The following is a 21,627-nucleotide window of genomic DNA, read 5'->3' on the forward strand; positions in this document are numbered from 1 at the left end:
AGATCATCGACGATTCGGCGGCCCTGGCTATCTGTCTGACGGCGCGGATCTTCTGGCGACGTCACGCGTCTATGTCGGTCGATAATATCCTTGTCGCGTCGATCCTGGTTCCGGCCGAAATATTTCTTCGGACTTGCCAATGCGTCGCCGAAGGTCTATCTCAATTTCATCGGCACGTGTCCGGATATCTTGGACCGTTACGCCTTCGCAGGGCGGTTCTGACTTTCCTATCGCTATCGGTCGATACCGGCATTCGCTTCCAGAGCGGGTGCCATCTCTCACGACGCCTGCGAAGATCGAGGAATTCCATGAGCACCGGAACCGTCAAGTGGTTCAACGAGACCAAGGGCTACGGCTTCATCCAGCCGGATGACGGCGGCAAGGACGTGTTCGTGCACGTCTCGGCTGTCGAGCGCGCCGGCCTGCGCGGCCTGAACGAGGGCCAGAAGGTCTCCTACGAGCTGGAAACCGATCGCCGCAGCGGCAAGGAATCCGCTGGCCAGCTCCAGACGGTCTGATCGCCGCTTCGCCGGCCTTTGTCGAAGCCGCTCCTGAGGGAGCGGCTTCTTCGCATTCAAATTCGATTTCGGGACGACGGCGGCCCGCCGCGCCCAACTCAGGAGTGTCTGTGAGCTTTCCGAACAAGCAAGGCGTCGTCGATCGACTGGAGGCCGCCGCCAAGGCGCGGTCCGAGATGCTGGCCCGCTTCCGGGCCCGCCCGACTGCCGATGATCCGGCCGTTCTCGCCCGTCAGTCCGCACGCCGCGCCGTGGTCGATGCCCGTGAGGCCCGTGCGGCCGAGCGTGCCGCCCAGCGCGAGGCGGAACTTGCCCGTGCCGCCGCCCAGGCCGAGGCCGAGCGTCAGGCCGAGGCCGAGCGCAAGCTGGCGGAGCAGCTCGCCGCCCAGGAGCGTGCCAAGGCCCTCCAGGCCGAGCAGAAGCTTCAGCGCGATGCGCGCTACCTTGCCCGCAAGGCCAAGGCAGCCAAGAAGCGCTAAGGTCTCGACGCCGACGTGGCAGCCAATCCGGCACGCGGGCGGGTGAGAATTAAAGACATTGGGGGCCGGTCCGATCGCGACACGGTCGGACACCCTCGAGCGCCCCGTTCGAGACCCCGCCACAGGAGCTTGGCATGACCCACAAATTCAAGATCGGCCAGCGCGTCTGCCGGGTGCAGCTCGGACTTCCGGGCGACAAGGGTGGCGGCGAGGTCTTCGAGATTTTGCGGCTCATGCCGGAGGATCAGACCGGCGAGCGTTCCTACCGGATCCGGACGGAAGGCGGCGAGCGGGCGATCCGCGAAAGTGAGCTGGTCGCCGTCAGCCGTCTCTGATCGGCCATCGATTCAGAGCGCCCTGAACATAACCAGGGCGTCGACAGCGCCGAGCCCCGGATGCCGAAAGGCGCTCGGGAGCCGGCCGACCACATCGAAGCCGAGGCTCTGCCAAAGCCGAACGGCTCGATTGTTGGTCGAAACCACGAAGTTGAATTGCATCGCCGAGAAGCCGCGCGCGCGTGCCCGATCGAGGGCGTGTTCGCCCATGGCCCGACCGAGGCCGCGTCCGGCGGCAGCCTCACCGGTCATGAAGCCGCAATTGGCGACATGGGACCCGCCGCCCGCCTGATTGGCGCGCAGGTAGTAGGTGCCGAGTAACCGTCCATCCTGTTCCGCCACAAAAGTCTCGCGGTCGGTACCCGTCCAGTAGGCGACGGCGTCGGCCTCACTGAGCTGGGGATCGAGCGCGTAAGTCTCGCCCGCCCGGATGGTCGGCACGATGATCCGGGCAATCGCTGCGTGGTCCGATGCGTAGGCCGGCCGGATCTCCAGGCTCACCCGAATTGCTCCCGCAAAATGCGCTCGTCGAGGCTGTGCCCGGGATCGTGCAGCAGCACGAGTTCGGTGTTGCGATCGAGCGAGGTCTCCACCGTGCAGACCCGGCGGAACTCGGTATGGTCGGCCACCGCCGCCACCGGGCGATGGGGGGCGTCGAGCACGTCGATCCGGATCCGGGCGTAATCCGGCAGCAGCGCGCCGCGCCAGCGCCGGGGACGGAAGGCCGAGATCGGCGTCAGCGCGAGCAGCTTCGCGTCGAGGGGCAGGATCGGGCCGCCGACGGAGAGATTGTAGGCGGTCGAGCCGGCGGCCGTGGCGACCAGCACCCCGTCGGCGATCAGCAGGTCGAGGCGGACATGCCCATCGACGGCGATCTTCAGCTTGGCGGTCTGATGCGTCTGGCGCAGCAGATAGACCTCGTTGATCGCCCGCGCCCGGTGGCTGCGGCCCTCGGTGTCGACCACGTCCATCACCAGGGGATGGATGACGCTGCGCTGGGCGGCGTCGAGGTGCTCCAAAAGGTCGTCGTCGCGGAACTCGTTCATCAGGAAGCCGACCGTGCCGCGGTTCATCCCGTAGATCGGCTTCGGATGATCCATGAACCGGTGCAGCACCTGCAGCATCAACCCGTCGCCGCCGAGCGCCACGACGACATCCGCCTCTTCCGGCGGGACATGGTCGTAGCGCCGCATCAGGGCGGCGGCGGCTTCCCGGGCGTAGCCGGTAGGGCTCGCCACGAAGGCGATCTTCTTGGTTGACGGCATGGCGTCAGGCGCCGCTTGGCGGGTGCGTCGGGGTCGCGATGGGGGTCACGTCACGGCTCCAGTCTGATGAGCGAACCGCCCGGTTGACGTCGGTGCCCCGCATGCGTCTCACTCGTCCGGCACATGCGCGATCTCGGAGGCATAGCATGGAGCGTCCGCTCCTCGTCTACACCACCTTTCCCGATGCCGCCTCCGCGCTGAATATCGGCGAGGCCCTGGTCCGCGAGCGCCTGATCGCCTGCATCAACGTCCTGCCCGGGATGCTCTCGGTCTACAGCTGGAAGGGCGCGGTGGAGCGGGGCGAAGAGGTCGCGGCGATCCTCAAGAGCCGCGAGGGCCTGGCCGACATCCTGTCGGCCGCCCTGAAGGCGAGGCACCCCTACGAGACGCCGATCATCCTGCATCTCCCGGTCGCCGGTGCCGATGCCGACACGGCGGCCTGGATCCTGTCGGAGACCGGAGCCGGCGGACCTGGCCGTCCGCCTCAGCAGCCCTGATCGATCAGCCCGAGGCGCGGCACGATGGCGTGTCGGTCGATCACCGCGCCCGGGGCGATCACGGCATTGGCGCCGATCTGGGCGCCGTCGCCGACCAGCGCCCCGAACTTGCCAGTTCCCGTCTCAATCAGCCGGCCGCCCAACCGGAGGACGATCGGGCGGTCCGGCGCCTCATTGCGGTGATTGGCGATGATCGCGCCGGCTTCGACGTTGACGTTGGCGCCGAGGATGCTGTCGCCGACGAAGTTGAAATGGGCGGCGGCCGCGCCGGCGAACAGAAAGGCGGATTTCAGCTCGGCACCGGGGCCGATCGTGCAATCCGCTTCCAGCCAGCAGCCACCACGCAGGTAGGCGCCGGTCGCCACGAGGCAGCCCGGCCCGATGATCGCCGGCGGTTTCACGGTGGCGCCGGCTTCCACGATCGCCTGTGCGTGGATCGCCACGCCGTTCCCGACCCGGTAGGTCTCGTCCAGGCCGGCGATGCGTTCGGCGATCAGCGTCGCCGCCCGGGCCGTGATCGCCCAGGGCGTCAGGCCAAGCGCCCGCAGCCATGAGGCGGGGTAGCACGCGATGAGGTCGCGCAGGTCCGGGATGTCGTCAGCCATGGTCGGTCCTGGAGTCGCGGCGGTGAGGATCCGCGGCTTGGCCCCCGATCCTGTCAGCCTGCGTCCGATGATGCCAGCCGCCTGCGCCGGGAGGATGAGTGAAGATCTGAGTTCATGGGGACGCGCGCCGCCACGAACACCCTGCGAAGCCCGACAAGACATGATTTGATAAGACTCGGTAGATTTGAGATAATATTGTCATTTATTCCTTGGTATTACAGCCAAACAATTTGGCTCTGGTGGCGGCTGCGACTATATGGTCTATGGCGTCGTCTTCGACGTCGTGAACTCTGGGACGTCGAAACCATGATGTCATTCAAGAAAGCCTGCCGCATCGCGATGGTGCTGCTGGCTTCCGTCGCGAGCGGGACGAGTGCCTCCGCGGCCGGGGGCAGGCCGAACGAGCCGCTGATGACCATCGAGGCGGCCCCGTCGGGGCCGGCCGGCCTCACCGCGTCCAACCCACCCGCCCTCCGCTACGGCACCCTCTACGCGGATGCCAAGGGCCAGAGCCACGTCCAATATTGCGACCTGAAGAACTTCATCTTCAAGAGCTACGCGCCGCCCGCAGCCCCGCAATATGTCGGCTTCCCGCCGGGCGAGGTCGCGTCGATCAAGTACGCGATCCTGCCGGTCGGCTATGTCGGCACCTGGCACACCGCCCCCGGGCCGCAATGGGTGATCACCCTGTCGGGGCGCTGGTCGGTCGAGGCGACGGACGGCTCCGTGCTGGAGCAGGGGCCGGGCGAGGTCGAGTTCAACGCCGATACCGGGTCGACCCCGCAGGGGCCGGAGGGCCATGTCGGCCACCTCACCCGCCAGGTCGGCGACGTGCCCAACGTCCAGCTGATCGTGTCGCTGAAGCCCCGCAAGGGCAAGCGCTCGGTCGAGCCATGCCAGCCGACCGCGCGGTGATCGTCCAGCTTGCCTGAGCGCCGACATGAGCCATCCGGCGGACCCGCTCCGCCGGACCATCAAAAAAAAGTTCAGGCGCCGCTGACCGGGTAGGTGCGGCCCTTCCAGGTGGCCGCGCCGGCACGTCCGCCCCGCAGCAGCACGTTCCACTGGATCGCCAACGCCACCAGCACGGCCGCCGGGTGGAGCGGGATCGTCGCCAGCGGCGCGCGGACCGCGACGGTGATCGCCGTCCGGGTCGCGAGCGACAGCGCGAAGGCCGCGGCGGACGCTGTCAGGGCCGGGGGCGGGATCAGGCCGAGCAGGCCCGCCAGCACGAGGAGCGGGGGCAGGATCTGACCGCAGCCGAGAAGCACGGTCCAGACCGGCAGGGCTCGGGGTGTGGCCATGCCCTCGTGCGCGTTCTTGGAGAACCCCGCCCAGGCCTCCAAAAAACCCCGATACATCCGGCAAGTCGCAAGTCCAGCTGCGGCCACCAGATCGGTCCGGTAGCCTGCCGCGCGCAGGAGCCGCGGCAGGCGCACGCCGTCGTGCAGGAAGGCGCGGATCGCGCCGTGGCCGCCGATCGCCGTATAGGCCGCGCGCTCGAACAGGATGAGCTGGCCGCAGGCCGCGCCCAGGGCCGGATCGGACCGGCGGCGCATCAGGGGAACGGGCAGGAAACCGACGAGCAGGAAGTCGATCATCGGCACGGTGAGCAGCTCGCCCGGGGTCTCGGTGCGCTGCCGCGGTACGCCGCTGACCAGGGCCGCGCCGACGCGCCGGGCCCGGGCAGCGAGCGCTGCGGCGGCCTCGGGCTCCAGGCGGACATCCGCGTCGATGAACAGGAGATGGCGGCCGTTGGCGAGCCCGGCGATGTGGGCGCAGGCGTGGTTCTTGCCGGTCCAGCCCTCGGGCAGCGGCGGCACCGGGACGACGCTCAGGCGCGGGTCGCCGATCGCCCGCACGATCTCGGCGGTGCCGTCCATGGAATGGTCGTCGCCGACGATCACCTCCACGGGCACGTCGGTGCTGGCGAGCGCGGCCCGCACGGTCCCGGCGATGTTGCCCGCTTCGTTGCGTGCCGGGATCAGGATCGAGACCAGGCCGGGATCCGCTTCCGGCACCGGCCGACGCAGCGCGAACAGGTTTACCGCCGTCAGCACGGCGGGGAGGAGGGCGGCGAGCAGGCACAGCGCGGCCAGGGCCGTGAGGATCAGGTCGGTCATCGCCTCCGCCGAAGTAAGGCATCGTCGGCATCCGGCCGCGACGCGCCTGACATAATCATGCGGCGCGATCGTGCCCATCGCCCGCGTGATGGGCCGGATCGAAGCGGCGGCCGGCCAGCCGGGCCGCGAGGCGCCGCCAGAGGTCGTAGACGCCGCCGACGCCCTTGCGGCCCGCGACCAGAGCCCGAAAGCGCTCCGGCTCGCGGCTGATCACGTCGCTGCTGAGCCGGTCGAGGGTCGCGGTCAGGTCGCCCTCCAGCCGGGCGAGCCGCGCGGGCCGCGGCAGGGCCGCCAGCTCGGCGCCTGGAATCCCTCGCCCGAAGGCCGCGAAGGCCTCGGCGCCGCGCTCGTCCCAGAACGCGTATTCGAGGGCGAGCGGCACGAACAGCGCGTCGGGGGCGAGTTCGGCGAGGCGGGCCACGCCCGGGCGCAGGCCGAGGGGCCGGACCCGGGTGTCCACGAAGCGGCCCTGCGCGGTGATCCAGAGGGCCGTGTCGGAGCGCGCCAGGATCGCCCGCGCTGCGGCCAGGAACTGGGCGGCGCCCCGGGGGGTGTCGAGATCGACCCCGAAGGCGCCGATCCGCTCGAACACCCGGTAGCGCGCCAGCATGGCGGCGTCGAACGGGGCCCGGTTCTCGCGCTTCGGATAGAGCTGGCCGGACAACACGATGATCACCGCGGCATCCCACCAGGCGGGGTGGTTGCAGTAGATCACCAGCGGGCCGGGATGGCTCGGGGCCAGCTTTTCGCTCCAGAGCGGCATCCGCAGGGCATCGAAGTGCCGGTGCAGGTAGCGCTCGAACCACGCCTCCATGAAGCGGCGGATCAGGGGGGAGACCGGGAGCAGGGGAGTGGCCGCTGCGGGTCGCCGCAGTTTTCCTCCCCCGCAGTGGGGGGAGGGGATGGCGATGCGGGTGTCACGCCGAGGCGCGCAGCGTTCCGCGCGCGTCCTGATCGTGCGCGTCCGCGGCGATCCAGCCGGACATCATCACCATCGGCATGCCGGGCCCGGGATGGGCGGCGCCGCCGGCGAGGTAGAGGCCGCGCACCTGCCGCGAGCGATTGCCCGGCTTGAACGCGCCCATCACCCTTCCATGCGAGGCAAGCCCGTAGATCGCGCCGTTGAGCACGCGGTAGCGCTCGTGGATGTCCTGTGGAGTCAGGTGGCGCTCGACGACGATGCGCTCCTCCAGGTCGGGCATCCCGGCGGTGCGCTTGAGCTTGTCCAGGATGGTCCGGCGGTAGTTCTGGAACAGGGGGCCGTCCGGGCGCCAATCGTGGTGTGGGCGCAGGTAGGGCGTGTGCACCAGGACGTAGAGCGCCTCGCCGCCCTCGGGGGCCACGCTCGGGTCGGTGGAGGAAGGGGCCGCCAGATAGGCGGTCGGGTCCGGGGCCGGCTCGCCCTTGTTGTAGATGTAATCGAACTCCTCCTCGGGGTCCCGGGAGAAGACGAAGTCGTGGTGGTTCAGGTGCTCGTAGCGCTTGTTCAGGCCGAGGTAGAGGACCACGCCGGAGCAGGCCGGCTCGGGGTTCTTCTTCGCGTAGGCCTTGCCGGCGGCGCCGCCGACGAGCTCGCGGTAGGTGCGGACCGAATCCATGTTGGAGATCACGGCATCGAAGGGCGTCACGCCTGCGGCGGTGCGCACGCCCCGGACCGCGCCGTTGGCGGTCTCGATCCCGGTCACCTCGGTGTCGGTCCTGCAGGTGGCGCCGAGCTCCTGGGCGAGCTTGGCCAGGCCTTCGGCCACCGCGCGGGTGCCGCCCATCGGGTACCAGACGCCGTCGGCCGTCTGCATGTGGGCGATGGCGCAGAGCACCGCCGGCGCGCCGTAGGGCGAGGAGCCGACATATTGCACGAAGTGATCAAGCATCTGCGCGAGGCGCGCATCCTTGACCTTGCCGCGGATGGTCGAAGCCACCGAGGCGTGCATGCGCAGGGACAGCACGTCGCGCAGGGTGCCGGGGTTCATGTTGGCGCGCAGGTTGATCGTGTCGAACAGGTCCTCGACCGGCTTCCAGAAGAAGAATTTTTCGGACACGCCGTGCAAGTGCTCGGAAATAGAAAGAAACTTCTTGTAGCCGTCGCCGCTGCCGGGGGCGAAGCGGTCCATGTCGCCGGCCATCCGCTCGACATCCTGCAGCAGGTCGATGTGGGAGCCGTCGTCGAAGAAGCAGCGCCATTGCGGGTCGAGGCGGCGCAGGTCCATGTAGTCGTGGACCGAGCGGCCGGCCTCGGCAAAAATCCGCTCCAGCACGCGCGGCACCGTCAGGATGGTCGGGCCCATGTCGAAGCGGAAGCCGCCCTCGTGCAGCACCGCCGCCTTGCCGCCGAGCCAGCCGTTCTTGTCGTAGACCGTGACGCGGTGGCCGCGCGCAGCGGCCACGCACGCGGCCGCGAGTCCGCCGAGCCCGCTGCCGATCACGGCGACCGTCGAATCCTGGCTCATCCTGAAAGGTCGCTCCCCGGGCCCGTCACAGCGTTACCCGCGTCTCGAAGCTAGACGCGAGACCCCGCGGGTCAACGCGCCACCCGGTCGCGGGACCGGCCGTTCAGGCCCTGTCTGTGGACAGCTGAGCCAGGAAGTTACCGATCTCCCGGCGGCGCAGGGGCGCTTCGAGCACTTCCGGGCCGAGGCCGTGGCGCCAGGCGAGGCGGCGCGCCGCCTCGGGATCGTCGCCCTGGAGGCTCGCGATCTCGTCGGCATAGGCCGCCACCGCCTCCGGATCCTCGGCGAGGCCGGCCTCGACGATCGCGGTGTCGCACAGGCGCAGCATCGCGCCGACTTCTTCAAGGTCGAGTTCCGGGTGGTACTGCGTGCCCCAGAACCAGCCGGCTCCGTGCCGGATCTCGATGGCCTGGACGCCCAGCACGCGGTTGCCCGCCAGCACCCGCGCCCCCGGGGGCGGCTCCAGCACAGCATCCGAGTGGATCGCCGGCGCGTCCCAGACCGCCGGGCGGCCAGCCAGCAGCGGATGGGTCCGGCCTTCCTGGGTCGGGGTGATCGCCCGGGCGAAGCCGTATTCCGGCCCCCGCGGGTTCTCAGCCGCGTGCCCGCCGGCCACGGTGGCGGCGACCTGAACGCCCCAGCAGGACCCGAACACCGCGAGTCCCGCCTCCAGGGCGCTCCGCATCAGGTTGAGCTGGCGGGTCACCGCCGGCGTCGCCTCGGAGACCTTCAGGGTCGAACCGGTGAAGATCAGCCCGTCGAACGCCGACAGGTCCTGCGGCAGGGCCGCATCGGCATCGGCCGGGTTGAGGAAGCGGCAGGCGGTTTCGGGGGCGAGGTCGTGGACCACCACGGCGTAGGATTCGGCCGAGGTCCGGCCCGTCGCCGCGACGTGCCGGTCGCGGGCCGCCCGATCGTTGCCGTCGGCGATGAGCAGGCGGAGCATAGATGTCTCGCAGTGCAGGAACGCGGACCCTGCCCGATCGGCTGGGCTGTGTCCGGGTACGGCTGGTCGCAGGCGCGGCGCGGATCGTCGCGGAGCCGGCCGCTCAGGCGGTCCGCCGGGCCACCAGACCGAGCGCAAGGCCCAGCCCGCCGAGCGTCAGCACGCTCAGCACCGCGAAGGCCGGCGCCGCGGAGCCGAAGCCCTCGCCCAGTGCGTTCTGATAGGCTTCGATCGCCCAGGCGTTGGGCGTGAGCCAACCGGCCTGCTGCAGCCAGGGGGGCATCAGGAAGCGCGGCACCATCGAGCCGCCGACCGCGGAGAGCAGCAGCACCCCGAAGGTCGAGGCGAGGTGCGCCTGCTGGCGGGAGGCGGCCAGCGCGCAGGCGGCGAGCGCCAGGCCCGCGGCCATGGCCGAGACCAGCAGGCAGGCCGTGAGGAAGGCCGGCCAGTGCGGGCCGATCTCGACCCCGTAGAGAAGCTCGGCGGCCAGAAAGATCAGGCCGGCCTGGACCATGCCCTGCAGCGTCAGAAAACCGAACTTGCCGAGCACCACCACCGGCAGGCCGCCGGGGCCGGCCATCAGGCGCTCGGCGATGCCGGTCTCCCGTTCCTCGACCAGCGAGAGCGCTCCCTGCATGGCGGCAAACAGCAGGAACACCGCGGTGATCGCGCCGGCGTAGTAGCTCACCCGGGCGTTGGCGGTGCCGGCGGCGGTGCTCTGCCGCTCGACCAGCGAGGCGAAGCTGAACGGCTCCTTCTTGGCCCGCTGCTCGGCAAACGCCTCGTCGAGGAAGCGCCGCTCGTCCGGGCCGATCTTGCCGGTGCGCTCCACGTCCGCGACGATGCGCGAGAGCACCACGTCGGGCAGCGCCTCGTTCAGCACGCGCTGGAGCTGGCCCAGGGCGATCGGCGTGGCGAGCGCCTTGGCGGGGTTCTCGACCAGCACCACCGGCTGATCGGCGGGGCTAGGCGCGGCGTCCGAAGGCGCGGCGATCAGGTCGCCCCGGAGCGCCAGGGCGACGTCGACCGCGCCGGAGCGGACCGCCTGGGTCACGTCCGCCAGGTTGCTCGCCGGCAGGCGGGTGACCCGCAGGGACGGGTCGGCCACCAGGGCGTCTGCGAGGCGCTGCGTGGCCGCCGTCCGGGCGAAGTCGGCGAGCCCGAGATGGATGCGAATCCGGTCGCCGGTCGCCCCGGAGAAGATCGCGGCGAAGATCGAGAAGATCACCGTGGGCAGCACGAAAGCCATCACCAGGGCGGCGCGGTCGCGCAGGAGGCTCAGCGCCATCACCCGGAACGCGGCGCCGATCATCCGGCGGCCTCCGCCCGGCGCGGCTCGGAGGCCCCACGGTCCGGGACCTCCCGGGGCCGGATCGCGTCGAGATACAGCGCCTCCAGCCGCGGGGCGCGGACCCGCACCTCGGCCACCGGCACGCCCTGCGCCCGCAGCGCCCCGAGCAGGGCCGCGCCGTCGAGGCCGGAGCGCTCGACCGAGCGCCAGACCAGGCCGTCCGGCTCGGCCGGGACGAAGCCGCCGCGGCGCAGCACCGCCTCCGCGGCCGCGTCCGCCGGCAGGGCGAGGCTCAGCTCCCGCTCCGGCGCGCCGACCCGCAGCTGCGCCAGCAGGTCGGCCAGACGCCCTTCGCGCACGATCCGCCCCTGCGCCAAGAACGCGACCCGGGAGGCGAGACGCTCGGCCTCGGCGAAATCGTGGGTGGCGATCAGGATCGCGGTGCCCGCGGCTTTCAGCCGGTCCAGCACCGCGTGGATCGCTGCCCTTGCGGCGAGGTCGACGCCGCTGGTCGGCTCGTCGAGCAGGACGAGGCGCGGCCGGTTCATCAGGCTCGCTGCGATGTTGACCCGGCGCCGGTAGCCGCCGGACAGGATCCCGACCGGGCGATGGGCCACGTCGGCGATGTCGGCCATCTCCAGGGCGGCCGCGACGGCCGCGCGCCGGTCGCGCCGGGGCACGCCCGCGAGCTGGCCGAAGACGCCGAGATTCTCGGCGACCGTGAGGCGCGGATAGAGGGCGATCTCCTGGGGGACCCAGCCGATGCTCCGGCGGGCGCGGCCCTCCCGGAACGGGTCGGCGCCGGCCACCCGCACCGTCCCGGCGCCGGGCGCCAGGCGGCCCGCCACGAGGCGCATCAGCGAGGACTTGCCGGCTCCGTTCGGGCCGAGCAGCGCCAGGGTCTCGGCGGGATCGAGGGCGAGATCGACCTGCTCCAGCACCCGCCGCCCGCGCAGGTCCAGGCCGACGCCTGCGATCCTGACGAGGGGGTCTTCCACCCCGTCACCGCCGCGGCAGGGCGCGGGCGAGCCACACCCGCACGGCAGCGCCGGGCTCCTGCAGCGCGAAGGCGGCGTCGGAAAAGTCCGGCCGCGCCCGGCGCGCGACGGCACCCGAGAAGCCGTAGGGCTCGAGGGGCAGGCCGAGTCCGGTCCGGTCGAGGCGGCCGTTGCCGTTGGAATCCTGGAAGGCCGCCACCGCGTAGGCACCCGGAGCCACGTCTCGGAAGGTGAACCGGGCCCGCCCCCCGGAGGCCGGTGCCTCGTCGCCCTGCGTGCAGAACGATTCGGCGAGACCACCCTGGCACAGAGCCACCCGGACTGGGCCGCCACCGGGCTCGATCCCGTCGACCTCCACCTGCAGGGTCGCGGCCATCGCGTCCGAGGCCGAGAGCACCGCGACGGCGCAGAGGCCGGCGGCCAGCGTCGTCCGGCCCGGCGGGCCGATCACGAGGCCTCGCCGGAGGTCGCCAGCGGCGCCGTGTCCGGGATGCCCGCCTGGGCTGCGGCGCGGACGCCGGCCAGCTCCTCGATCAGCAGCCGCGCGGTGATGCGGGCACCCTCGTAGATCACCGGCAGGCCTGAGCCCGGATGGGTGCCGCCGCCGACGATGTAGAGGCCCGGCCCGAAGCGGTTGTGCGGCCGGAAATACAGCATCTGCATCAGGTCGTGGGCAAGGTTGAAGGTGGCGCCCTCGTGGACCGCGAAATCCTCCTCCCATTGGGTCGGGTCGATGATCCGCTCGTAGCGGATCCGGGACTCGATATCCTCCAGCCCGAGATGCTTCAGGCGTTCCAGGATCAGGGCGCGGTAGCTCGCCCGGGTCGCCGGCCAGTCGATTCCGGCCTTCAGGTTCGGGACCGGCACCAGGACGTAGAGGGCGGTATGCCCGGGGGGCGCCATGCCGCCGTCGGTGTAGCCGGCGTGCTGGACGTAGAGGGAGGGCTGCATCGGCAGCGTCCCCTCGGTGATCTCGCGGATGTTGCGCTCGTAGCCGTCGGCCAGGAGGATCGTGTGGTGTCCCAGGCTCTCGGGCACTTTCCCTTCGAGGCCGAGATACAGCATGAAGGTCGAGCAGGAGAGCCGGGCCTTGTGGATCTTGGCGTCGCGCCAGCGTGGGCGGTGCTTCTCCGGCACCAGGGCGCGCATCACCTTGGCGAAGTCGCCGTTGATCAGCACCGCGTCGGCGTTGAAGGTCTCGCCGTCCACCACGACGCCGCTGGCGCGCTTGCCGTCGAACACCACCCGCTCGACGTTGGCGTTGAGCCGGACGTCGACGCCCATGCGTCCGGCCAGGCCGGCCATCGCCTCGGAGACCGCGCCGCAGCCGCCGACGGGGTGGTAGACGCCGTGCTCGTATTCCAGGAACGACAGGATCGTGAATAGGCTCGGGCAGCGGAACGGCGACATGCCGAGGTATTTGGTCTGGAACGAGAAGGCGAGGCGCACCCGCGGATCCGCGAAGTAGCGCTTCAGGTCGCGGTCGACGCTGCGGCCGGGATGCAGGTGGGGCAGGGCGGCCAGCATCGCCGGGCTCGCCATGCTGCGCAGGGTGTGGAAGGCCTGCTGCAGGATCGGCTTGAAGTAATCGAGCTTCGTCCGGTTCTCGGTGAAGAACGCCTGGACGTTCTTGGCGTCGTCCGGGGCCATCCGGGCGATCTCCGTCTCCATGCGGGCGATGTCGCCGGTCGCGCGGATCGTGCCGGAGATGCCGTCCGGACCCTCGAACACCAGGTTGTATTGCGGGTCGAGCCGTTCGAGCTTGACGTGGTCCTCAAGCCGCTCGCCGCAGCTCGTGAAGATGTCGGCCAGGATCTGCGGGTAGAGGAAGAAGGTCGGCCCGATATCGAACTTGTAGCCGCCCGGTGCCGTGACGGTCTTCGTGCGGCCACCGACTTGGGCGTCCTTCTCGAACAGGGTCACGTGGACCCCGGCGCGAGCCAGCAGCAGGGCCGAGGCCAGGCCGCCGGGACCGGCGCCGACCACGGCCACCCGGCGTCCGGTCAGCGCCCGCAAACCATCCCCAGACTGAAGCAACGCCGCCGACTCCCCTCGCAACCCCCGAACCCTATCGGCCAAGCTAGCCTCGCAGCGGCGCTCGGCAATTGCAGCCGTTTGTCGCGCGTTTGGCTCCGGAGCGGAAGGGAGGGGCTCAACCGGCCGGAACGAGCCGGCCCTGGCCGCGAGCGATCGTCTGAAGGGCGATCCCCGCAGCGGTTGCCACGTTGAGCGAATCGAAGCCCGGGGCCATCGGGATCCGCACCGGGCGGGCTCGACTGAGTGTCGTCGCATCGAGGCCCGGCCCCTCGGTCCCGAGGATCAGCAGCACCCGCGCCGGCACGGTGAGGGCATGCAGGGGTTCGGCAGCCCCGGGGCTGAGCGCCAGTGCTTCGAGGTTGAGCGCGCTGGCCAGGGCCAGCCAGTCCTGCCCGGCGCCGAGTCGCGCGAAGGGCTGGATCAGCGCGGCGCCGGCCGAGACCCGGATGCTCTTGCGATAGAGCGGATCGCAACTCGCGGCGTCGAGGAGCACCGCGTCGGCCCCGAAGGCTGCGGCGTTGCGGAAGGCAGCGCCGACATTGTCGTGGTTGGTCAGGCCCGCGAGCCCGAGCACCAGCGCCGGGGCGGGAGCCGGCGGCACGAGGGCGGCGGGTTCGGGCTCCGGTCCGCGCAGGCCCACCGCCAGGACGCCGCGATGAATCGGGAAGCCGGTCACCGCACTCATCACCGCCTTGGCGGCGAGATAGACCGGCGGCCTATTCGGGCAGGCGGCTAGGTCCGGGGCGAGACCCGGCCAGCGCTCCGGGGCGAGCAGGATCGATTCGGCCCGGAACCGGGCGCGAGGGCCGAGCAGCAGCCGCAGGGTGACTTCGCCCTCGACAATGAAGCGCCCGGCGCGGCCCACGAGGTCGCGCTCGCGCATCCGGGTGTAGGGTTCGAGGCGCGGGTCGTCCGGGTCCGCGATCGTCTCCGCGGCGATCGGCTCTCCGGCCTTGTCCACCTCAGCCCTGCTGGCGCTCGGTGCGGATCGCGAGCGGGTCGGCCTCGGCCTTGGTCGGCACCTTCACCAGCGCCTCGCCGTCGAGGACGGTCTCCCCGGCAACCGAACAGCGGCAGGCGAGGCGGGCGCGCCGACGCTCCGGCATCAGCTCGGCCACCGTGACGGTGACATCGACGATGTCGCCGATGCGCACCGGCGCGCGGAAGTTGAGGGTCTGCGAGATGTAGACCGCCCCGGGGCCGGGCAGCCGGGTGCCGAGCACCGCCGAGATCAGCCCGGCCGTGTACAGGCCGTGGGCGATGCGGGTGCCGAACGGCGTGCGGGCGGCGAAGTGCTCGGACAGGTGGATCGGGTTGCGGTCGCCGGTGATCTCGGCGAAGCCGACCACGTCGGAGGACGCGATGGTCTTCGAGAGGGTTTCGGACAACCCGACCTCGAGATCTTCGAAATAGAGCACGCGCAGTTCGGGCAGCATGGCTCGACAGACCTCCGGTTCCGGCCAGCGGCATCTCGGGTGCAGCCGGCTCGACAAGACCGGTTCGCACGATCGCGCCGTCGAATCCACCCGGACGAAGGCGCAAGGTCCTTGGAACTTTCTTGAGGCGCGGACAGGGTTTTCTCAACATCCGCTCGACAGGCGCGCCGCACTCGGCGATGACCGCCCCGTGACCGCTGACAACGCCGCCCAGCCCGAGCCGCCCGCCCTGCGCCCGGTCGTCGTCCGCGTGGCGGCGCTGAACCTCGGCTATTTCGGCATCGAGATCGCGGTGGCGCTCGCCATCGGCTCGGTGGCGCTCATCGCCGACAGCCTCGATTTCCTGGAAGACGCGGCGATCAACCTGCTGATCTTTGCCGGCCTGTCCTGGAGTGCGCGCAACCGGGCGCGGCTCGGCACCGCCATGGCGTTCATCCTGCTGGTGCCGGCGCTCGCGACCGCCTACGCCGCCTACGACAAGTTTGCCGACTTCGTGCCCCCGGCGGCCCTGCCGCTGACGCTGACCGGCCTCGGGGCGCTCGCGGTGAACCTCACCTGTGCGCTGATGCTGGCCCGGCATCGGTCCGGCTCCGGCAGCCTGACCCGGGCGGCCTACCTCTCGGCCCGCAACGACGCCTACGCCAACCTGGCGATCATCGCGGCCGGTCTGGTCACCGCGCTCCACCCCAGTCCCTGGCCGGATCTCGTCGCGGCGGGCGGCATCGCGATCCTCAACGCCGATTCCGCCGCCGATATCTTCCGGGCCGCCGCGGCCGAGCGACGGGCGGCGAAATAGGCATCCCCATGCGCATCTTCCCGATCTCCGACCTGCATCTGGAGCGGCGGCGGCTCGACCTGATCGCGCTGCCTGCGGAGCCGTTCGACCTGCTCGCCTGCCCGGGGGACCTCTACGAGGGGCACCCCGAGCGGGGCCTCGCCGCCCTGGTCCACTTGGCGCAGGGCAGGCCGATCGTGCTGGTGCCGGGCAACCACGAGCGCTACGCCCCCACGGGCGACATGCGCACGGCCCCGGAACTGCTGGCGGCTCTGGAGGCGGATGTCGCCCGGGTGAACGCGCTGGGCGACCGCATTCACCTGCTCCAGGGCTCGCAGGCTTGCGTGATCGACGGCGTGCGTTTCATCGGCACGACCCTGTGGAGCGACTGGCACCTCGCCGGACGCTGGCTCGCCGCCGACGCGCCCGACCGCCCGGCGGATCCGGTCGCCTATGCCGCCGCGCGCATGACCGATCCGGTCACCGGCTCGCGCGAATATCTTGGGTCGATCCGCAAGTCCGATGGCGGGGCGTGGCAGCCCGCGGACGCCATGGCGGCGCATGCGGCCGAGCGCGCCGCATTGCACGCCGCGCTCCGCGTGCCCCATGACGGCCCGACCGTAGTGGTGACCCATCACCCGGCGAGCCCCCTGGCGGCGGATCGCTACCGGGACCAGCCCGGCGTGCCGTGGTGGGTGCCGGCCTTCTACGCCAGCACTGCGCTCGACGACCTCCCCGATGCCGAGCGCCCGGCGCTGTGGATCTCGGGCCATTTCCACGCCGGCCACGATTTGCGGATCGGCCGCTGTCGCTGGGTCTCGAACCCGGTCGAGGGCGACAGCTACCGGGCGGATTTCTGCGTGACGGTGGAGGCGGAGGGGTAGCGTTCAGACACACTCACCCCGTCATTCCGGGGCGCCGCAGGCGAGCCCGGAATCTAGAGCCGCCGACGGTGTAAGACTTTGATCCATCGGTGTTTCTGGATTCCGGGCTCCGCTTCGCGGCCCCGGAATGACAGGATGATTTCTCGAGCTGCCCCCTTCATCGCAGGTATCGTAGCAATGGTTCGGGCAATCTCGGCCCGACCGGCGAAAATCGCCGCCGGTCGGACCAACGCGATCAGTCCAAAAAAAGAATCAGGCGGCGCGGACGGTTGCGAGGAAATGCCGAACCTCGGCCGAGAGATGCTCGGACTGGCGCGACAGCGCGGAGGCTGCGGACAGAACCTGGGACGCCGCGGCCCCGGTCTCGTCGGCGGCTCCGGCCACGCCGGCGATGTTCGTCGTCACCTCGGCGGTGCCGCTCGCCGCCTGTCCGACGTTGCGCACGATCTCCTGGGTGGCCGCCTGCTGCTGCTCGACGGAGGCCGCGATCGCGGTGGCGACGCCGCTGATCTCCTGGATCCGCGCCGTGATGCCGCCGATCGCCGTGACGGCCTGGCCGGTCGAGCCCCGGACCTGCGCGATCTGTCCGGAGATCTCATGCGTGGCCTTGGCGGTCTGCTCGGCCAGCGCCTTCACCTCGGAGGCGACCACGGCGAAGCCCTTGCCGGCTGCGCCCGCGCGGGCGGCCTCGATGGTCGCGTTCAGGGCGAGCAGGTTGGTCTGCCCGGCGATATCCGAGATCAGTCCGACCACGTCGCCGATCCGTCCGACGACGGTGCTCAATTCCTGCACCAGCGCCCCGGTCTGGTCGGCCTCGGACACGGCCAGCCGGGCCAGCTGCGCCGAGCCGTCGACCTGCCGTCCGATTTCCTGGATCGACGAGCCGAGCTCTTCCGCGGCCGCCGCCACGGTGTTGACGTTGGTCACCGCCTCCTCGGCCGCGGCCGCCACTGTCGTCGATTGGCTGGCGGTCTGGGCGGCGGTGGCGTTCATCGTCTGGGCGGTGGACTGGAGCTCGGTAGCCGAGGCCGAGACCTGGCCGATGATGCCGCCGACCGCCGCCTCGAAGCTGTCGGCCATCTGGCGCATGCCGGTCTTGCGCTGCGCCTCCGCTTCCAACCGCGCCTGCGCGGTCTCCGCCTCCAGCCGGCGTGTCTGGATCATGTTCTCCTTGAAGATCTGGACGGCACCCGCCATCGCGCCGACATCGTCCCGCCGCCCGACGGCCGGGATCTCCGTCCCGGTATCGCCCGAGGCGAGCTGATGCATGGCCGCGGTCATGCGTCCGAGCGGGCGGCTGATCTCCAGGACCAGCATCACGACGGCCCCGATCGCCAGGATCGCGGCCAGTGCCAGGAAGCCCGTCATCTGCTGATGGGCGCGCTCGTAGGCGTCCTGTGCCTCCGCGCCGCTGGCCGCTGCCGCCGCACTCTGCTGGTTCGACATCGCGACGAGGGTGGCGATGGTCGCCCGGATCGTATCCGACATCGTGGTGTTGTAGTGTTCCTGGGCGCCGGCGAGGTCGCCGCCTTCGGCCCGCGCGAATCCGTCGGCCTGCTGTTCCAGATATGTCGCCCATTGTCGCTCGAAGGTCTTGTAGAGCTCGCGGGCCGCGTCGGTTTCCAGAAGGCTCGCGTAGCCAGCCTGGTAGGTCCGCAATTCGGCGAGGCGCTGCTGGATCGAGTTGAGGGCGTCCTTCCTGTGCTCGGCCGACTTCGCCGTCAGAGCACGGCTGCCGTTGACGCGGATCCGTAAGGTCACGACCTGGATGCCGGTGAGGGCCTGCGCGGCCGGCAGACGGCTGGCGCGCATCTCCGTGGCGACACGATTGATCGTTTCAATGTGGTAGTAGGACAGCGCGGCCAGGCTGCAGATCAGAGCAAGCATAACCGAAAAGCAGACGATCAGCTTGCCTTTGATTGACATGAAGTCGAGCATTATATTTCCAGAATAGAATCGCATTGGCGCCCTGGCGCTCTTCGAATGCTATATAATGATTTCTAAAAATTCCGATTAATCGATCGGCATCGTTTCGCCCGATCGGTCGCCCGGCGTCGTCGATCGCCGGCATTCCGCAGCCCGGCAGATGCTACAAGGCCCGATCCCGGCCATCCGCGCATCACCCGGTCGACGCCTCCCGAGGGGAAGCCGGCCCTCGTTCGAAAGACACGCATGGAAAGCGTCACCGTCGTCCTGGCCCTGTTGCTATCCGTGCTTGTGAGCGGCGCGCTGGGCCGCCTGGTCCCGCTGCCGCTGCCCTTGATCCAGATCGCGATCGGCGTGGCCCTCGCGCTGGGACCGCTGCCGAGCACGGCCCTCGATCCCGAGATCTTCTTCCTGGTGTTCCTGCCGCCGCTGCTGTTCCTCGACGGCTGGCGCATCCCCAAGCGTGACCTGTTCCGCAACGGACGGACCGTCCTAGCGCTTGCGCTGGGGCTCGTGGCGCTGACGGTGCTGGGGATCGGCATGCTGATCCACGCCATGATCCCGGGCATCCCCCTGGCGGTCGCCTTTGCGCTCGCCGCCGTCCTGTCCCCGACCGACCCGATCGCGGTCTCGTCGGTGGCCGCCCAGGCCCCGGTGCCGCGGCGGCTCATGCACATCCTCGAAGGCGAGGCGCTGCTCAACGACGCCACCGGCCTCGTCTGCCTGCGCTTCGCCATCGCAGCGGCGCTCACCGGGACTTTCTCGCTGTCGGAGGCCGCGACCACCTTCGTCTGGCTGGCGCTCGGCGGCCTCGGCATCGGCGCCGCCACGACCTTTCTGCTGATGGGCGCGCAGGACCTCCTGCGGCGGCGGACCGGCGAGGATCCCGGCCTTCAGATCCTGTTCAGCCTGCTCACGCCGTTCGGGGCCTATCTGGCAGCCGAGCACGTCCACGCCTCGGGCATCCTGGCCGCGGTCGCGGCCGGCATCGCCATGACCTATGTCGAGATCCAGGGGCGCAGCCTCGGCACCACCCGGGTCCGGCGCACCGCCGTGTGGGACACGGTCGCGCTGGCGGCCAACGGCTCGATCTTCGTCCTGCTGGGCGAGCAGCTGCCCGAGGTTCTCGGCCACGCGGTCAAGCAGGCCGACGTGCAGGGCGCGGGCTGGCTGGTGGCCTGGGTGCTGGCCATCACGGCCGGCCTGATGGCGATCCGGTTCGCCTGGGTCTGGGTCTCGCTCCACTTCGTCCTGGTGAAGGCGCATCGCCGGGGCGAGCGGCGCGAGGGCCTGACGTGGCGGCTCGTGGCCGCCACGACGCTCGCGGGCGTGAAGGGGGCGATCACGCTGGCCGGCATCCTGACCCTGCCGCTTACGCTGAAGGACGGCACGCCGTTCCCGGCCCGGGATCTCGCGATCCTGCTGGCGATGGGGGTGATCCTGACCTCTCTGCTTATGGCCAGCACGGTCCTGCCGCCGCTGTTGCGGGGCCTGCGCTTGCCAGCCGATTCCACCCACGATGCGGAGGAGGATTCCGCCCGCGCCGCCGCGCGTCACGACGCCGTGACGGCGATCGAGGCGCTGCAGCACCGCCTTGTCGAGGAGCAGGAGGACGCCTCCGTCGCCGTCGAGGCCGGCGCCCGGGCCATGGATCGTTACGAGGGGCTTGAGGCACCGACCGGCGCCCCCCGGGAGGAGCGGAGCCGCGCGCGCCAGCTCGCGATCATGGAGAAGCGCCTGCGGCTTGCCGGTATCGAGGCCGAACGCGAGGCGCTCTATCGTTTGCGCCGCTCGCGGGCCATCGACGACGTGGTCCTGCGCCAGCTCGTCCGTGAGATCGACCTGGTCGAGGCGCGGCTCCTGGCCTGGAACCCGGGCGGTCGGGAACTGCAGACGCCGCGCAGCTGAGGCACGGGTGAATTCGTCCCGGCCGCGCTGCCCCGCGGGTCACGCGCGTGTCATTCCGCACAACTTGATCGTAACGCCGGGATGAGCCCTGTGCGACCGAGCGTCATACCCAGATCGGTCCCGATTGCGGGGCTCTGTCTCGGGGTTCTGATGACCGGATTTAGCCTGGGATTACGCCGGATCGCCTCGGCTGCACTTGCCATTTACGGTTTTGGTGCTGCAACGTCTGCTCACGCTGCTTCGGCGGCCCAGCCGGGCCAGACCATCGGCCTGCCGGTGGGCGCGCAGCTTCCGGTCGGGCTATACTTCGTGAACCTGTCGAGCTTCGGCACGCGCAGCGCGCGGCCGGGCGACACCGCAACGAACGTCAACCTGCCGACCTTCGCCTGGTCCACGCCCTGGGACATCGCGGGCGGGCGCCTCCAGTTCTTCGTCACCCAGCCGGTCGTGGCCGCGACCCTCCAGGGCGCGCCCTATCAGAGCGGCATCGGCCAGCCGCTGCTCGCCGCCCAGCTCGCCTGGGATCTCGGCAACGATGTCGGCGTGAGCTACTTTTTCGGCGGCTACATCCCGATCGAGACGCGCTTCCTGACCCAATCCGCGTCGCTGACCCACCGTTTCGCGATCAGCTACACAGGCCAGAATTGGAGCCTGACCGCGAACCTGCTCCACGGGATCTTTCTCGACATGCGCTCGCCCTTCGGCACCCTTTATCCGGACTACCTGAACCTGGATCTCACGGCGGCGAAGAAGTTCGGGACATGGCAGGTCGGCGCCGTCGCGTTCGGGTCGAGCGACCTGCCGACCGGCGTGTCCAGCTACCGGCCGCAGGGCCAGATCGCGGTGGGCGGCCTGGTCGGGTACAATTTCGGGCCGGTGAACCTGCAGGCCTACCTTACCCGCGACGTGGTCGAGCGCAATTACCGCGGCCGCGAGACCCGCGGCTGGCTGCGGGTGATCGTGCCGCTCTACCAGCAGGACACGAACGAGGTCGAGCCGAACCGCACCCTCGTGACGCGCCGGCAGGCGGAGTAGCCGGGGCGCTTGCCCATGCGGGCTACGGTTTCCACAGGGCGCTGCCGGATGCGGGCCAAGGCCGGACCTAGGCGCGTCCCCCTCACCCCGCACAGGGGGGAGGGGGACGCACGTCGTGATCC

General features: G+C 70.4%; 23 protein-coding genes. 9 read left to right on the top strand and 14 right to left on the bottom strand.

The annotated features are described in order from the left end of the window. Positions 1-308: 308 nt before the first annotated feature. The 3 genes from MKL09_RS22600 to MKL09_RS22610 all read left to right on the top strand — a co-directional run bounded on the left by MKL09_RS22600 (position 309) and on the right by MKL09_RS22610 (position 1,332). Complete coding sequence (locus tag MKL09_RS22600; protein WP_007568877.1) at positions 309-518, top strand: cold-shock protein; 210 nt, start codon at positions 309-311, stop codon at positions 516-518. A 110-nt stretch (positions 519-628) separates the two neighbouring features. Further along, a complete protein-coding gene (locus tag MKL09_RS22605; RefSeq protein WP_243963163.1) occupies positions 629-997 on the top strand; it encodes a DUF6481 family protein in 369 nt (122 codons plus the stop codon). Positions 998-1,131: 134 nt separating this feature from the next. After that, positions 1,132-1,332, top strand: coding sequence for a hypothetical protein (locus MKL09_RS22610; protein WP_244023905.1), 201 nt, complete (start codon positions 1,132-1,134; stop codon positions 1,330-1,332). Positions 1,333-1,344: 12 nt separating this feature from the next. On the opposite strand, the gene MKL09_RS22615 is transcribed toward MKL09_RS22610, so the two are convergent. Both MKL09_RS22615 and MKL09_RS22620 read right to left on the bottom strand, forming a co-directional pair. Further along, positions 1,345-1,827, bottom strand: coding sequence for a GNAT family N-acetyltransferase (locus MKL09_RS22615; protein WP_244024015.1), 483 nt, complete (start codon positions 1,825-1,827; stop codon positions 1,345-1,347). Between the two features lie 2 nt (positions 1,828-1,829). Then, positions 1,830-2,597 carry an NAD kinase gene (locus MKL09_RS22620; RefSeq protein ID WP_244023907.1) on the bottom strand — a complete coding sequence of 256 codons (768 nt, stop codon included), beginning with the start codon at positions 2,595-2,597 and terminating at the stop codon, positions 1,830-1,832. A 146-nt stretch (positions 2,598-2,743) separates the two neighbouring features. Here MKL09_RS22620 and cutA point away from each other — a divergent pair, with 146 nt between their 5' ends. Beyond that, on the top strand, positions 2,744-3,094 hold the full coding sequence (gene cutA, locus MKL09_RS22625) for a divalent-cation tolerance protein CutA (protein ID WP_244023909.1): 351 nt from the start codon (positions 2,744-2,746) through the stop codon (positions 3,092-3,094). On the opposite strand, the gene MKL09_RS22630 is transcribed toward cutA, so the two are convergent. Next, complete coding sequence (locus MKL09_RS22630) at positions 3,082-3,699, bottom strand: LpxA family transferase (protein ID WP_244023911.1); 618 nt, start codon at positions 3,697-3,699, stop codon at positions 3,082-3,084. The genes cutA and MKL09_RS22630 overlap by 13 nt on opposite strands. Positions 3,700-4,005: 306 nt before the next feature. On the opposite strand from MKL09_RS22630, the gene MKL09_RS22635 reads away from it, so the two are divergent. Continuing rightward, positions 4,006-4,614, top strand: coding sequence for a hypothetical protein (locus MKL09_RS22635; RefSeq protein WP_244023913.1), 609 nt, complete (start codon positions 4,006-4,008; stop codon positions 4,612-4,614). Between the two features lie 71 nt (positions 4,615-4,685). On the opposite strand, the gene MKL09_RS22640 is transcribed toward MKL09_RS22635, so the two are convergent. From MKL09_RS22640 to croR, 10 genes are all read right to left on the bottom strand, one after another. After that, positions 4,686-5,822, bottom strand: coding sequence for a glycosyltransferase (locus MKL09_RS22640; RefSeq protein ID WP_244023915.1), 1,137 nt, complete (start codon positions 5,820-5,822; stop codon positions 4,686-4,688). Between the two features lie 55 nt (positions 5,823-5,877). Then, complete coding sequence (locus tag MKL09_RS22645; protein ID WP_244023917.1) at positions 5,878-6,636, bottom strand: lysophospholipid acyltransferase family protein; 759 nt, start codon at positions 6,634-6,636, stop codon at positions 5,878-5,880. Between the two features lie 103 nt (positions 6,637-6,739). Beyond that, positions 6,740-8,269, bottom strand: coding sequence for a phytoene desaturase family protein (locus tag MKL09_RS22650; RefSeq protein ID WP_244023919.1), 1,530 nt, complete (start codon positions 8,267-8,269; stop codon positions 6,740-6,742). Positions 8,270-8,372: 103 nt separating this feature from the next. Then, complete coding sequence (locus tag MKL09_RS22655; protein ID WP_244023921.1) at positions 8,373-9,215, bottom strand: type 1 glutamine amidotransferase; 843 nt, start codon at positions 9,213-9,215, stop codon at positions 8,373-8,375. A gap of 103 nt (positions 9,216-9,318) precedes the next feature. After that, positions 9,319-10,527, bottom strand: a complete 1,209-nt coding sequence (locus MKL09_RS22660; protein WP_244023923.1) for an ABC transporter permease — start codon at positions 10,525-10,527, stop codon at positions 9,319-9,321. Continuing rightward, complete coding sequence (locus MKL09_RS22665) at positions 10,524-11,504, bottom strand: ABC transporter ATP-binding protein (protein WP_244023926.1); 981 nt, start codon at positions 11,502-11,504, stop codon at positions 10,524-10,526. The genes MKL09_RS22660 and MKL09_RS22665 overlap by 4 nt, the downstream gene beginning before the upstream one ends. A gap of 4 nt (positions 11,505-11,508) precedes the next feature. Continuing rightward, positions 11,509-11,880, bottom strand: a complete 372-nt coding sequence (locus tag MKL09_RS22670) for a DUF2141 domain-containing protein (protein ID WP_244024017.1) — start codon at positions 11,878-11,880, stop codon at positions 11,509-11,511. A gap of 71 nt (positions 11,881-11,951) precedes the next feature. Next, the gene (crtI, locus tag MKL09_RS22675; protein ID WP_244023928.1) at positions 11,952-13,541 is read right to left on the bottom strand and encodes a phytoene desaturase family protein; all 1,590 of its coding nucleotides are present in this window, start codon (positions 13,539-13,541) and stop codon (positions 11,952-11,954) included. Positions 13,542-13,656: 115 nt separating this feature from the next. Then, positions 13,657-14,424: a TrmH family RNA methyltransferase gene (locus tag MKL09_RS22680; protein WP_244024018.1), complete on the bottom strand. Its 768-nt coding sequence runs from the start codon at positions 14,422-14,424 to the stop codon at positions 13,657-13,659. Between the two features lie 79 nt (positions 14,425-14,503). Next, positions 14,504-14,977, bottom strand: coding sequence for a 3-hydroxybutyryl-CoA dehydratase (croR, locus tag MKL09_RS22685; protein WP_092036576.1), 474 nt, complete (start codon positions 14,975-14,977; stop codon positions 14,504-14,506). A 190-nt stretch (positions 14,978-15,167) separates the two neighbouring features. Between croR and MKL09_RS22690 the strand changes: the two genes are divergently transcribed. Both MKL09_RS22690 and MKL09_RS22695 read left to right on the top strand, forming a co-directional pair. Further along, the gene (locus MKL09_RS22690) at positions 15,168-15,773 is read left to right on the top strand and encodes a cation transporter (protein ID WP_244023930.1); all 606 of its coding nucleotides are present in this window, start codon (positions 15,168-15,170) and stop codon (positions 15,771-15,773) included. 8 nt (positions 15,774-15,781) lie between these two features. Further along, entirely contained in the window at positions 15,782-16,636 is an 855-nt protein-coding gene (locus MKL09_RS22695) for a metallophosphoesterase (RefSeq protein WP_244023932.1), read from the top strand. 252 nt (positions 16,637-16,888) lie between these two features. On the opposite strand, the gene MKL09_RS22700 is transcribed toward MKL09_RS22695, so the two are convergent. Next, positions 16,889-18,574 (bottom strand): methyl-accepting chemotaxis protein, encoded by a 1,686-nt coding sequence (locus MKL09_RS22700; RefSeq protein ID WP_244023934.1) that lies wholly within the window; start codon positions 18,572-18,574, stop codon positions 16,889-16,891. A 234-nt stretch (positions 18,575-18,808) separates the two neighbouring features. Here MKL09_RS22700 and MKL09_RS22705 point away from each other — a divergent pair, with 234 nt between their 5' ends. Both MKL09_RS22705 and MKL09_RS22710 read left to right on the top strand, forming a co-directional pair. Next, on the top strand, positions 18,809-20,470 hold the full coding sequence (locus tag MKL09_RS22705) for a Na+/H+ antiporter (RefSeq protein ID WP_244023936.1): 1,662 nt from the start codon (positions 18,809-18,811) through the stop codon (positions 20,468-20,470). Between the two features lie 150 nt (positions 20,471-20,620). Continuing rightward, positions 20,621-21,505 carry a transporter gene (locus tag MKL09_RS22710; protein WP_244023938.1) on the top strand — a complete coding sequence of 295 codons (885 nt, stop codon included), beginning with the start codon at positions 20,621-20,623 and terminating at the stop codon, positions 21,503-21,505. The last annotated feature ends 122 nt before the right edge of the window (positions 21,506-21,627 follow it).

Origin of the sequence: Methylobacterium sp. J-048, assembly GCF_022829515.1 — a bacterium.
In the GTDB taxonomy this organism is placed as follows: Bacteria; Pseudomonadota; Alphaproteobacteria; order Rhizobiales; family Beijerinckiaceae; genus Methylobacterium.

What these genes read in the sequence shown, in the direction of transcription:
- MKL09_RS22600 (WP_007568877.1), top strand. Translation starts at nt 309, where the DNA reads ATGAGCACCGGAACCGTCAAGTGGTTCAACGAGACCAAGGGCTACGGC.
- MKL09_RS22610 (WP_244023905.1), top strand. Translation starts at nt 1,132, where the DNA reads ATGACCCACAAATTCAAGATCGGCCAGCGCGTCTGCCGGGTGCAGCTC.
- MKL09_RS22620 (WP_244023907.1), bottom strand. Translation starts at nt 2,597, where the DNA reads ATGCCGTCAACCAAGAAGATCGCCTTCGTGGCGAGCCCTACCGGCTAC.
- cutA (WP_244023909.1), top strand. Translation starts at nt 2,744, where the DNA reads ATGGAGCGTCCGCTCCTCGTCTACACCACCTTTCCCGATGCCGCCTCC.
- MKL09_RS22630 (WP_244023911.1), bottom strand. Translation starts at nt 3,699, where the DNA reads ATGGCTGACGACATCCCGGACCTGCGCGACCTCATCGCGTGCTACCCC.
- MKL09_RS22635 (WP_244023913.1), top strand. Translation starts at nt 4,006, where the DNA reads ATGATGTCATTCAAGAAAGCCTGCCGCATCGCGATGGTGCTGCTGGCT.
- MKL09_RS22640 (WP_244023915.1), bottom strand. Translation starts at nt 5,822, where the DNA reads ATGACCGACCTGATCCTCACGGCCCTGGCCGCGCTGTGCCTGCTCGCC.
- MKL09_RS22645 (WP_244023917.1), bottom strand. Translation starts at nt 6,636, where the DNA reads ATGGAGGCGTGGTTCGAGCGCTACCTGCACCGGCACTTCGATGCCCTG.
- MKL09_RS22650 (WP_244023919.1), bottom strand. Translation starts at nt 8,269, where the DNA reads ATGAGCCAGGATTCGACGGTCGCCGTGATCGGCAGCGGGCTCGGCGGA.
- MKL09_RS22655 (WP_244023921.1), bottom strand. Translation starts at nt 9,215, where the DNA reads ATGCTCCGCCTGCTCATCGCCGACGGCAACGATCGGGCGGCCCGCGAC.
- MKL09_RS22660 (WP_244023923.1), bottom strand. Translation starts at nt 10,527, where the DNA reads ATGATCGGCGCCGCGTTCCGGGTGATGGCGCTGAGCCTCCTGCGCGAC.
- MKL09_RS22670 (WP_244024017.1), bottom strand. Translation starts at nt 11,880, where the DNA reads ATGGCCGCGACCCTGCAGGTGGAGGTCGACGGGATCGAGCCCGGTGGC.
- MKL09_RS22680 (WP_244024018.1), bottom strand. Translation starts at nt 14,424, where the DNA reads ATGCGCGAGCGCGACCTCGTGGGCCGCGCCGGGCGCTTCATTGTCGAG.
- croR (WP_092036576.1), bottom strand. Translation starts at nt 14,977, where the DNA reads ATGCTGCCCGAACTGCGCGTGCTCTATTTCGAAGATCTCGAGGTCGGG.
- MKL09_RS22695 (WP_244023932.1), top strand. Translation starts at nt 15,782, where the DNA reads ATGCGCATCTTCCCGATCTCCGACCTGCATCTGGAGCGGCGGCGGCTC.
- MKL09_RS22700 (WP_244023934.1), bottom strand. Translation starts at nt 18,574, where the DNA reads ATGCTCGACTTCATGTCAATCAAAGGCAAGCTGATCGTCTGCTTTTCG.
- MKL09_RS22705 (WP_244023936.1), top strand. Translation starts at nt 18,809, where the DNA reads ATGGAAAGCGTCACCGTCGTCCTGGCCCTGTTGCTATCCGTGCTTGTG.
- MKL09_RS22710 (WP_244023938.1), top strand. Translation starts at nt 20,621, where the DNA reads ATGACCGGATTTAGCCTGGGATTACGCCGGATCGCCTCGGCTGCACTT.